The organism is Aeromicrobium yanjiei (assembly GCF_009649075.1).
Classification (GTDB): Bacteria; Actinomycetota; Actinomycetes; order Propionibacteriales; family Nocardioidaceae; genus Aeromicrobium; species Aeromicrobium yanjiei.
This window is the reverse complement of sequence record NZ_CP045737.1, coordinates 458,335-470,195: the sequence shown is the minus strand read 5'-3', so window position 1 is coordinate 470,195 and position 11,861 is coordinate 458,335. Positions and strand designations below refer to the sequence as shown.

Here is an 11,861-nt window from a genome sequence, read left to right as displayed (position 1 = left end):
AACGAGAGTGAGTGACCCGATGGAACTGGCCAAGAGCTACACCCCCGGCTACTGGGGCGTGACCCTGCCTCCGGCGACGCACGGCGCGCTCGATGCAATCGCCGCCGTCATGATCCCGGGGCGCGACCCCTACCCCCCCGGCGACAGCGTGGGGGTAGCGGGGTTCATCGCGAGCCGGTGCGACCCCGAGGAGGCCGCAGTCCTCACCCAGCTCGCAGACGACTTCACCTCAGGCGGCGGCGACACCGGCGCACTCGAAGCCGTCGAAGCGTCCCGGCCCGACGAGTTCGTGCTGCTGCGGTTCTACGTGTACTCGGGCTACTACTGCGCACCCGACGTCCTGCTCGTCGTCGCGAACCACTCCGACTACCACCCGTCACCGCAGCCGCTCGGCTACGCCATCGACGCCGAGGTCCCCATCCCCACCATTCGCCGCGGCACGTTCGTGCCGACCGAGGAGGTTCGCCATGTCCTACACCGCTGACGAGATAGACGTCCTGATCATCGGCGGTGGCCTGTCCGGCGGCGCCATAGCACGAACGCTGACCAAGACAGGCGCCCGCGTCGTGATGCTCGAGCAAGGCCCCCGGGTTCACCCCATGGACACAGCGATGGTGTCGTCGGACTGGGAGTTCGACATGCGCCGTCGCTGGTCGGGCAACCCCAACGTCCGTCGGCTGCCTACCGACTACCCAGTGACCGGCGGCGACTTCCAGCCGATGCTTTACAACGCGGTCGGGGGTGGCACGAACGCGTACGCCGCCCTCTGGCACCGGATGAAGCCGGCCGACTTCCGCAAGGGCAGCGAGCACGGAGTCGGCAACTCCATCGACTGGCCGCTGTCGTACGAGGACCTCGAGCCGTACTACGACCAGCACGACAACTTCTTCGGCGTCTCGGGGGTCCACGGTGACCCTTCGTACCCACACCACCGCGCCGACCGCATGCCGCCGATCCGGCACGGCAGCTACCTGCAGCGCGCGGCCGATGCGTGCGACCGCGCCGGATGGCACTGGTGGCCTTCCGACCTCGGCTCGATATCGGAGGACTTCGACGACCGCCAGTCCTGCAACCGCTGCGGGCACTGCATGATGGGCTGCCCGCGTGAGGCGAAGGGCACCGGCTGGAACGCCTACACACGCCACGCCGTCGCCCAAGGCCTCGAGCTACGCACAGGCGCACGCGTCACCCGCATCGTCACCAATGGACGCAAGGCTGTCGGCGCCGAGTACATCGATCTCGAGACCGGCCAGGAGCACATCGTCCGAGCCCGGCTCGTCGTACTGGCCGCCAACGGCATCGGCACACCGCGGCTGCTGCTGATGTCGGCCAACGCCGACAACCCGGACGGCTTGGCCAACGACCACGACCAGGTGGGGCGAAACCTCATCCTGCACGGCTACTCGCTGTGGGACATCTGGACCAAGGACCCACTCAACAACTTCAAGGGCCCCCTCGGCGGGGCGGTGTACTCGCACGAGTTCTACAACACCGATCTCTCGCGCGGCTTCGTGAACGGCATGACCATGACATTCTGCGCCACGGGCGGTCCGTTGTTCGCCGGGCTCGGCGGGTTCATGGAACAGAACCCTGCCCCATGGGGTGCCGGCCACCACGACGGGTTCGAGCAACGCTTCGACCGCAGTTTCTTCGTCGCAATTCAGACCGATGACATCCCGGTCGATACCAACCGTGTGACGCTCGACCCGGACGTCACCGACTCCAGCGGCCTGCCTGCGGCCCACACCGCCTACGCGCTGCACGACAACGACCGTGCCGCGCTCCAGTTCGGCGCAGCACGGGTGGCCGAGCTTGCGGCGGGCATCGACGCCGAGGTCAGCGGCCCCGGCCTCGAGCCGTACAACCCGCCGGGCTGGCACCTGATGGGCGCCAACCGGATGGGCTCGGACCCGACCTGCTCGGTCACCGACGGGCAGCACCGGGCCTGGGGCGTCGACAACCTCGTCATCTGCGACGTGGGGTCGATGACCACCGGAGGGGCCGTCAATCCCGCGGCCACCGTCGGGGCACTCGCGCTTCGCTGCGCCGATCTGCTTGTCGCCGAACAGCGGTCCGGACTCGCGGTGAGCGCCGCTGGATGACGCGATCTACGGCATGGAGACAGCGCGAGCAAGAACTTGCCACGTGACGTTGACCACACGATTAAAGAAGCATACTCTTCTCCGGCCTCGGGGCCGGACTGACCGAAATACCAGCACTTCCCGCCTAATCGGCGAACCATAACGAGGCATTCGAAGGGACATCATGAGTACAAGCAACGTCCATAGAACCATCGTCGTAGGGGCCGGTAGCACAGGTGCCGTCCTCGCGGCGCGCCTGTCCGAAGACCCGGCCGAGCACGTCGTGCTCATCGAAGCCGGCCCGAAGTATCTGTCCATCGACGAGCTGCCCGAGTCACTCTGGGATGCCGAGGGCCCGGCGCTCGAGGGCAGCCCCGACTGGGGTTACAAGTGCTTCTGGACCGAGCCGACGCACACCAGCGTCGTCGGCAACTACCCTCGCGGCAAGGTCCTCGGAGGCAGCGGCTCGATAAACGCCTCCATGGCAATCCGCGGCCTGCCCGCCGACTTCGACGACTGGGGCGAGCGCGGCAACAAAGACTGGAGCTGGGAGTCGGTCCTGCCGTACTTCAACAAGCTCGAGACCGACCTGGACTTCCCCGAAAAGGAGTACCACGGCTCGTCCGGCCCGATCCCAGTCCGCCGGCCAACGCTCGACGAGTGGCCGACTGCGGTCCAGAGCGTCGTCGAGGCGCTGGCCGATCATGGCCTGGAGTACAAGGAAGACCTCAACGAGCCCGACATGTCGGGCATCGCCTCCACGCCACGCAACAAGATCAGCACGTTCCGCGCCAGCGCCGCAGTCACGTACCTCTACGAGGCTCGCGACCGCGAGAACCTGGAGATCGTCGCGGACACCCTCGTTACCCGGGTGCTGTTCGACGGCGACCAAGCTGTCGGAGTCGAGATCCAACGCGACGGCAAGCTCGAGGAAATTCATGCTGACCGTGTCGTCCTCAGTGGCGGCGCGATCAACTCGCCTCAGCTGCTTATGCTGTCCGGCATCGGCCCCAAGGACATGCTGGAGCGTGCCGGTATCAAGGTCCGCGTCGACCTGCCCGGCGTCGGCGCCAACCTCGTGGACCACCCGCACGTCCCCGTCGTCTACGCGGCAGCTGACCCGAACGAGACGCGTTTCGGCTTCAACGCCTCGCTTCGGTGGAGCAGCGGCCTCGACGGAGGCCAGGACAACGACATGGTGCTGGCGCTGGGGTTCACCGCGGCGAAGAACATGAACTTCGACCTTGACCCCAGCGTCAAGGCCGGCGTCTTCTTCCCCGTCATCCTGGCTAAGCCCGTCGCAGGCGGGTGGCTTGAGCTGGTCAGCGCCGACCCGCAGACCCACCCGGAGCTGCACTTCAACTTCCTCGGGTCCGACATCGACACCAAGCGGCTCGCTGACGGAGTGCGCTTCGCGCTCGAGCTGCTTCACTCCGACGCGGTCTCACCGCACGTGGCCGGTCCACTGCTGGCGCCCGACGCGGCGACGCTGGCCGACGAGGAGAGGTTCCTCGAGTGGATCCACGACCACGTCACCACGACGTACCACTGTGTCGGCACGTGCCGTATGGGCCCCGACGGCGACGACATGGCGGTCCTGGACTCGGGGCTGAAGGTCCGCGGGGTGTCGAACCTCTACGTGGCCGACGCCTCGATCATGCCGACCATCGTGAACGCCTACACCAATCTGACGTGCTACATGATCGGCGAAAAGTTCGCCGACATGCTGAGTGAGGAGAGCTGATGACAAACACGGTTGCAAACACCAAGGAGCTCGTCGACATCACGATGGAGCTCGCGAAGGATTACAAGTTCACGCACCTGGTCTCGGTAGCGAACTACGAGACCGAGGCACTGCGTGCAGCCTTCGATGACGACCCAGACATGACCGTCATCCTCGCCTGTCGTGAGGGTGAGGCGGTTGCGCTCGCATCGGGCCTTGTCACCTCCGGGCACCGAACCATCCTGTGCATGGAGAACCTCGGACTGTTCGAATCCCTCGACACGTTCCGCGGCCTACCGTGCGACATGCACATCCCCCTGCCCGTGTTCGTCGGATACGCGGGACGTGGCGCGACGCTGGAAGGCGCCTTCGAGGCCGTCGGCGGAATGGCCGGACACGTCAAGCTGGCCGGCGATTGGACCGAGCCGATCCTCGACGCCACCAACATCAAGCACGCGCTGCTCCTGCAGGACGACTCGGAGGAGGCAGCGCGGGCGACCGTGACGCAAGCCTTCGACGCGCAGGAGCCGTTTGTCATTCTCGTCGACAACCTGGATAGGACTCACTCATGAGCGACACCTTGAACCACGGCGCAGTGCTGCAGAACCTCGCCGATCTCCGCACCGACAACGACGTCGTCATCGCCACGATGACCGGCGGGATGGCATGGCCGAAGTACTCGAAGCACGCCATGGACCTCATCTCGATGGCGCCCATGGGCATGGCCTCGCCCTTCGGGCACGGCATCGCGCTCGGCCGTCCCGACCTCGGCGTGGTCGTCGTAGACACCGACGGTTCCATCCTCATGAACTTGGGCACGCTGGTCACGATCGGTGGGCAAAAGCCGAAGAAGTTCCTGCACATCATCATGGAGAACGGCGGGTACGACATCACGGGCGGTCAGAAACTCCCGGGTGTCGGCACGCAGTCCGTCCCCGACTTCGCGAAGTCGGTCGGGTACACACGGGCCAGCCGCATCTCCGAGTTCTCCGAACTTGGTCCAGCCTTGGAGGAGGCCGTGAACGACATGCACGAAGGAGCCGGGCCCATCTTGCTCAGCATCGTCGTGCCGTCGGAGTTCGACTGGGCCGATCTGCCTGCCCTGACGCAGTCGGAGGAGGGGCAGGCCAGGCTCGGACAGCCGGGTTACGAGAACCTGCGCGACAACATTGCCGCTCGCCCAGTGAGCGCCTGACCGTTCGATGTGCCGCCAACATTGTTCCGCGCGACCGATCGTCGCGCGGGGCAGTGTTGACGTCCGCCCACATCGCACTGCCGAGACCACATTCTCCAGGGAGACATCTGCATGCTCCAACTCGTCCCGTCCGCCACCCCACCACCACCGCACGCCGACCACATCCGGCAAGAGGTGCGTACCTTCATCGCTGACTCGCTCAAGACCGGTGCCTTCTCGCCGAGCGTCGACTCGTGGACCGTCGGATGGGACCCAGCCTTCAGCGCCGAGCTGGGTCGCCGCGGGCTTCTCGGCATGACGATCCCAGAACAGTACGGCGGGCGGGGCGCCTCCCACCTCGAGCGGTACATCGTGATCGAGGAGCTGCTGGCCGCCGGCGCCCCCGTCGCGGCGCACTGGGTCGCCGATCGACAGGCCGCCCCCTCACTGCTGTCCCACGGCACCGAGTACCAGCGGCAGCGCTACCTGCCCGGCATTGCGAAGGGTGAGCTGTACTTCGGCATCGGCATGAGCGAACCGGAGTCCGGCTCGGACCTGGCCAGCGTGCAGACGACCGCGAAACGGGCCGAAGGGGGTTGGGAAATCACAGGCACCAAGATCTGGACATCGGGTGCACACCACTGCCACGCCTTCTTCGTCCTGGCCCGCACCGAACCGCTCGACCCGCAGCATCGTCACCATGGGCTCAGCCAGTTCATCGTCGACCTGGACTCACCCGGCATCGACATCAGGCCGATCAAGTTCCTCACCGGACTGCACCACTTCAACGAGGTCGTGCTCGACCACGTCTTCGTACCTGACGAGCTCGTCCTCGGGGCGATCGGCGATGGCTGGAGCCAGGTGACGTCCGAACTCGCCTACGAACGCAGCGGGCCCGAGCGCATCCTGTCCAGTTTCCCGGTCCTCGAGGGACTCGTGACAGCGCAACGTCCAGGACCCGACCAGGCCGAGCCCGATCAGGCCGGCCCGCAGCACGCGGCCATCGGTGCGCTCGTGGCGCGCGCGTTCGTGCTGCGTCAGATGTCGCTGGCAATCGCCGGCTCGCTCGCGGCAGGCAAGCCTGAGAACCTCTCGGCAGCCATCGTCAAGGACCTCGGCACCCAGTTCGAGAAGGAAGTCATCGAGACGGCTGCGGCGATCTCCGCACACGAGCCCGACCCCACGTCCACGGCCGGCCAGTTCGGCAAGACGCTGGCCGACGCCATCCACCAGTCGCCCGGGTTCACGCTGCGCGGCGGTACCAACGAGGTGCTCAGAGGCGTTATCGTCCGCGAGTTGGGACTGAGGTAGACATGACCACCGAACCTGTCGGCCGCCTCGACGCCGACGACGCGCGATCGCTGCGCGACCTGACGTCGAACATCTGCGACGACGTCCTGGCGGAGGCACTCACGGTCCCAGCGCCGGCCCTGCCGTTCGTCCCGGCGCTGTGGGACGCGCTTGAGGATGCCGGCCTGCTCCGCATGGGACTCTCCGACGAGCCCGACGCCGACGGTGGGGGCTGGGAGGCCGCCGCGATCGTCCTCGCCGAGGCGGCGCGCAGCGGCGCTCCGGGACCACTCATGGAAACATCCTTCATTTCCGAGTGGTTGCTCAACCGGGCCAGAGTCAGACCGGTCGACCGTGGCCCGCTGACCACGGCACGAGCAGCCTTCTCGAACGCGCCGGGCGGGGGTGTGCACGTGAACGCCGCCCGTGTCCCGTGGGCGCGCATCTCGCAGCACACGGTCGTGCTCGGCTCGTTGGACGGGCACACCGTCGTGGCAGTCCTGGACCCCTCGGAGAAGTACGTCGTCGAGCATGCCAACGCGGCGTTCCAGCCGCGCGAGACTGTGACCGCGGTCATCACGGTCGCGGATGTCCACGAGGTCGACGCCTCCACAACCGACGAGTGGTTGCTGAGGGGTGCGCTTGGCCGGGCCATTCAGACCAGGGGTGCGCTTGCGCGCGCAGTGGAGATGTCGATAGACCACGTCCGTCAACGGCGCCAGTTCGGTCGCACGCTCACAGCATTCCAAGCTGTCCAGCAGCTGCTGGCTGCGGCGGCCAGTGAACTCGCGGTTGCCACAAGCGCCGTGGACGTCGCGGTGTCCCAGATCGCGTCCGGTGACTTCACGAGCCGACCAGCCGTGCTGGCCATCTCAGCTGCGAAATCTCAGACCTCACGAGCCGCGACTACCGTGGTGCGCAACTGCCACCAGCTCCACGGTGCCATCGGCATGACGCTCGACCACCCGTTGCGTCACTTCACCATGCCGGCCTTGGCTTGGCGCAACGAGTTTGGCAATCAGAACCTCTGGGACGACCGCATCGGCCGGCTCGCGGCCGACAGCGGCCGAAGCGCCTGGGACCTCCTGACCGAAAAGACGAGGTAGGCCCTGTGCCCGCCACCTATCCTCCGCTGCGCCGGCCGCCAACCGCACGGCCCTCCGCCGATGCGACGTCTCGGCCACGGGTCGGGCCGCCCCTACTCGGTCCCGCCCTTGCTGGTCCCGTTCTGGGTGCAGAACCTGCGCTTCAGAAGGGGCCGATTCCCAACGAGCGTAACCGCATTGTGCCCGCCATTTGGCCAACTCGCGACGACCAGAAAGTAGAGAAATGACCATGACAGCATCCACACGGCGACCGCGGATTGACCGCGAGCGCTTCTCGATAAGCCACGCGCTGGAAAGCGCAGGAATCCCCATTCTCTTGGTCCTGCTCGTCCTTTACTTCGGCTTCGTGTCGTCAGTCGGCGACCTGTTCCTCTCATCGGGCAATCTGCACAACATCTTCGCCAACCAGTCGGTGACAGGCCTCATCGCCATCGGCATGGTCATCCCGCTCGTGGCGGGCTACTTCGACCTCTCGGTCGCGGCAATCGCCGGCTTGTCGAGCGTCACGTTCGCATCCGTGAGCGGCACCCATGGGCAGCCCGTGATCAGCGGCATCGTGGCCGCCATCGGCGTCGCGCTCGTTGCCGGCGGCATCAACGCGCTGCTGGTGGCGGTACTGCGGCTCAACCCGTTTATCGCGACGTTCGGCATGTATATCCTCATCGGCGGGCTCCTCGAGTGGTACACGGACGGCTCACCCGTCGGCAGTGGTCTGCCCAACTCGCTGGGTGACTTCGGGAACCAGGAGTTCCTCGGTATCGCCATCCTCTTTTGGCTGCTCATGGTGCTGGCGCTGGTCGCCTGGTACGTGCTCACCCAGACACCGTTCGGACGCGTGCTCACGGCCATCGGGTCGAACGAGAACGCGGCCCGGCTGGCCGGCTTCCGCGTCGACCGATCCCTGGTCATCGCCTTCATGGGGTCGGCGCTGTTCGGAGGCATGGCTGGTGTCGTTCTCACCACACGCTCGATGGTCGCGGACTCCACGCAGGCACAGTCGTTCCTTTTCCCCGCCCTGGCTGCCGTATTTCTGGGACAGACCGCCATCCGGCCGGGACTCAACAACGTGTGGGGCACGATGTTCGGTGTCTTTCTGGTAGCCGTGGCGGTCAACGGCCTTCAGCTCCTGGGAGCCGACACGTGGGTCACCCCTGTGTTTAACGGCGCAGCGCTCGTCATCAGCGTGGCGCTATCGACGCTCATCGCTCGAGCCCGTTCCCGCAAGGCGACCTCCATATTGGTCAACGAGGTGCGCCAAGCCAGCGTAACCGAAACACCCCCTCAGACTGAGAAGGTCGGAACCCAGTAGGCGGTGCACCTCTGCCCCTCCTCGCGGCACGGCGCCCGACGGTGACCACACGTCACGGCCGGACGTCGCTGCGTCACGTGCGGGGGGCGAGCCCGTCATGGGCAGACTCGGCGCGCTGCCGTCGCTGTACCGCTGCAGTCGTGCCCTCTCCAGTCCGCGCTCAACTCCAGTGCCATTGCACCTACCGATGAGGGCGGCGCCCGAGCGTGCAGGCCTCGCACCTCGCTGCTGGCCTTGGTACACCGCGTGCCGCCCACCTGCCCAAGGGCGCGCTGGTCCCCGCCCGGTCCCGGGGCCTCGAGCCGACCGCGTGAGGGCGCACAACGGCGCCCCCGTGGCGTAGGCCTCTTCCCCCCGCACTCCAGCCGCCTGGCCTTCTCCCCTGGTGGCGTCGGCCCGCGCCCCTGAGGAACTCGGGCTGGAGTGGGGCGCCAGGGCGTGACGAAAAGCGCCGGTCGATTCCACGACCGGCGCCCCTCGTTCACTCAGACGATCAGCTGACGCCCCACGCCTTCAGGTAGATCGCCTTGAAGTCGATCGTTGCGACGTATTCCTCGCCTGACTCCGGCAGGTTGTGGTCCTTGTCGATAAGGGCCATGCCGACACCCTGCGGCACGGACGGCTCGCCGTTGAACGCACGGTTGAGCGTGTCGATGGCCGCGTACCCTTCCCACTCGACCGAGCGTGCGTTGGTGATCGCCTCTAGCGTCCCGTCGCGGACCGCCTCAATGCCGCCCGGATCAGCCACACCACCAAACGAGATCGCGTCGACGCCAGAGTTCTTGACGTCCCGCGCACCGCCCAAAGTCAGAGAGAACGCCTCGTACGGGAACTTCACGGCGTTGGCCTCTGGGTGCTTGATGAGCTGGGCGCGGATGCCAGTGATCCACTTTCCGTTGGGAGTCAGGTCGGCTTCCTTCCATGGCGAGGAGCCCACGATCTCGCAGGTGTCGCACTTCTTGATCTCCGCGGCGAAGGCGTCTGACTCCGTGACGTAGTCGGGGTCGGCAAGTCCGGGGCTGTCGATGATCTTGGCCTCGCCGCCGGTCGCCTGCGCGACGTACTGCGCCGCACGGATGCCGCGCGCTTCGAACCACGCCTTGTTGTCCTTGAGTTCCTCGCTCGGGATGAACGGGACCGTGTACAGGTCGGGGCCACCGTCGAACTCCGAGCAGTCAATCGACTCGATGCCCAGCACGGGGATCTTCTTGGCCGCAGCCTCCTTGAGGGACTGCTGCGCCGGCTCGCACGAGAACGAGTCCACGATGATCGCGTCGGCGTTGGCAGCGATAGCTGACCGGATGGCAGTATTGAACCCGCCGGCGATGTTGAGGTTGCCGTCGGCGACCTTGAAGTCCCAGCCAGCGGCCTTGGCGGCCTCCCCGGTGTACTTGCCCTTTTGAACACACCCGGGAATCTGAGCGCCGCACTGGACGTACCAGACGGTCTTGTCCTTGGCCAGTGGCGGTGAGGTCGTGGGCGGCGAGCTCTCTCCCGGTTTGAACTGTTCCTCCAGCGGCGGGAAGCCGGCGACCTCGGCCGTCGATCCTGAGTCACCCGACGACGAGGACGACGACGAGCCGCTCGAACCTTCCGACGAGCACGCGGCAAGCAACAGGGCACTGGCAGCGATAGCCGTGCCCGCAACAATGGATTTGGCTGACATGTCTCTCCTTTGGACGCGGGGACGTCACACCTTCCCGGCTGGGTTCGGTGGACGCTGGCCCCATGCCCCCGGGCACGAAACCGCCCGGACCTTACCACTTCGTTATTGTGTTGGACATCACATGCGGATAAATTGTTGGATCCACTTCTAGGGCGTGAAAGTGCTGCCATTGCAAGCACTGGAGTGTCGACGTTGTCCGCTAGGCGGGCCGGCGCTACGCGGAACGATCGACATCGAGGCTGTCGTCGACTGCCGCGGCTGTCGGTCGAATCGCCCCCAGCAGGGCCGCGGAGGCGAGCACGATGAGGAAGACCGCGTACCCGCTCGCGGTGTCGAGCACCGGGACCGCGTGGGCGATGAGGAACCCGGCCACGACGGTCGGCACACCCATCGAGGCGTAGCAGAGCACCAAGATGATCGACAGGACGCCAGCGCGTTCGTGGGTCGACACCAGCGGCATCACGCTGCGGGTGCCGGCCTGGTAGCCGGCTCCGAACCCGCTTCCTGCCACGAAGCTCGCCGCGAAGAATCCGGGTAGCGATCGTTCTTGCATGGCGACCAGAGTCCCGGCCATCCCCACGATCAGGGCCGTCGTCGCAAACAGCATCAAGACGCGGGGCGAAACCCTGCTAGCCAGCGTGAGCACTGTCAGCGCCCCGATGCCGGAGATGGCGACGATGGTCAAGCCTCCCAGCACGGGCGACGTCTGGCCGTTCAGCTCGCGGACGATGGTGGGGCCCAAGGCGCCGTAAAGTCCGAACAGCGACCACGAGGCCACCAGCACCGGCGCGGACACGAGGAACCGGCGCCTCACGGACCGCGGCAGACCGAATTGGGGCCGTAGCGACCGCAGCGACCCGGGCCTGCGTGCACAGGTCTCACGCATGAACGGGACAAGCACGGCCTGGACCGACAACGTCACGGCCAGCGCAATGTAGATCAGGCGCGTCGGGTCGGGCAGGTACTGCACGAACACCCCCGCGGCCATCGCGCCGGACGCTCCGCCAAGCGGGGCGGCCGCGGCGTTCGCCGTTACGCCTCTGACTCTGTCGAGGTCGATCATCGCGGCACCGAGCGCGCCGAAAACGGCGCCAGTCACCAGGCCCTGCAGGAGGCGTGCGCTCAACAGCATCGGCACTCCGTCCGCGAAGACGAAGAGCGACTCGACGCCGATCTGCAGCAACACGCAGACCAGCACCACGGGCTTGCGACCGAGGTGGTCCGAGAGCGACCCCACCGTGATGAGTGCCAAGAGGATGCCAAGGGCGTAGGCGGCGAACACGACGGTCGTGGTGATCTCCGAAAAGCCCCAGTTCTGCTGGTAGACGCGGTATAGCGGCGTGGGTGCGCCCGACAGGGCGCAGACCGACGCCACGATCGAAAACAGCAGCCAGAACGCGGCCGAGTCGGGCATCCGGCCCTTCAGCGCCCCTCGCAACCAAGGTGTCATTGATCCTCCGGGCGATGACCTTACGCATGCGCTGGAGGTTCTGCGCTGCTAGAGAACTTCGA

10 protein-coding genes are annotated in these 11,861 nt (G+C 66.4%); 8 read left to right on the top strand and 2 right to left on the bottom strand.

Going from position 1 to position 11,861, the window contains the following annotated elements; translation table 11 throughout:
• Positions 1 to 19: 19 nt before the first annotated feature.
• From GEV26_RS02520 to GEV26_RS02485, 8 genes are all read left to right on the top strand, one after another.
• Entirely contained in the window at positions 20 to 484 is a 465-nt protein-coding gene (locus GEV26_RS02520; RefSeq protein WP_153651606.1) for a hypothetical protein, read from the top strand.
• Positions 468 to 2,102 (top strand): GMC family oxidoreductase, encoded by a 1,635-nt coding sequence (locus tag GEV26_RS02515; protein ID WP_153651605.1) that lies wholly within the window; start codon positions 468 to 470, stop codon positions 2,100 to 2,102. Before GEV26_RS02520 ends, GEV26_RS02515 begins: the two co-directional genes overlap by 17 nt.
• A 163-nt stretch (positions 2,103 to 2,265) precedes the next feature.
• Positions 2,266 to 3,825: a GMC family oxidoreductase gene (locus tag GEV26_RS02510; RefSeq protein WP_153651604.1), complete on the top strand. Its 1,560-nt coding sequence runs from the start codon at positions 2,266 to 2,268 to the stop codon at positions 3,823 to 3,825.
• A 44-nt stretch (positions 3,826 to 3,869) separates the two neighbouring features.
• A complete protein-coding gene (locus GEV26_RS02505; protein WP_153651603.1) occupies positions 3,870 to 4,376 on the top strand; it encodes a hypothetical protein in 507 nt (168 codons plus the stop codon).
• Entirely contained in the window at positions 4,373 to 4,999 is a 627-nt protein-coding gene (locus tag GEV26_RS02500; protein WP_153651602.1) for a thiamine pyrophosphate-dependent enzyme, read from the top strand. Before GEV26_RS02505 ends, GEV26_RS02500 begins: the two co-directional genes overlap by 4 nt.
• Positions 5,000 to 5,110: 111 nt before the next feature.
• Complete coding sequence (locus GEV26_RS02495) at positions 5,111 to 6,289, top strand: acyl-CoA dehydrogenase family protein (protein ID WP_153651601.1); 1,179 nt, start codon at positions 5,111 to 5,113, stop codon at positions 6,287 to 6,289.
• Positions 6,290 to 6,291: 2 nt separating this feature from the next.
• Positions 6,292 to 7,374: an acyl-CoA dehydrogenase family protein gene (locus GEV26_RS02490; protein ID WP_153651600.1), complete on the top strand. Its 1,083-nt coding sequence runs from the start codon at positions 6,292 to 6,294 to the stop codon at positions 7,372 to 7,374.
• A gap of 223 nt (positions 7,375 to 7,597) precedes the next feature.
• On the top strand, positions 7,598 to 8,683 hold the full coding sequence (locus GEV26_RS02485) for an ABC transporter permease (RefSeq protein ID WP_153651599.1): 1,086 nt from the start codon (positions 7,598 to 7,600) through the stop codon (positions 8,681 to 8,683).
• A 493-nt stretch (positions 8,684 to 9,176) separates the two neighbouring features.
• On the opposite strand, the gene GEV26_RS02480 is transcribed toward GEV26_RS02485, so the two are convergent.
• Together GEV26_RS02480 and GEV26_RS02475 are read right to left on the bottom strand one after the other, a co-directional pair.
• Entirely contained in the window at positions 9,177 to 10,349 is a 1,173-nt protein-coding gene (locus tag GEV26_RS02480; protein ID WP_153651598.1) for a sugar ABC transporter substrate-binding protein, read from the bottom strand.
• Between the two features lie 214 nt (positions 10,350 to 10,563).
• Positions 10,564 to 11,763: an MFS transporter gene (locus GEV26_RS02475; protein ID WP_194839946.1), complete on the bottom strand. Its 1,200-nt coding sequence runs from the start codon at positions 11,761 to 11,763 to the stop codon at positions 10,564 to 10,566.
• Positions 11,764 to 11,861 lie beyond the last annotated feature (98 nt).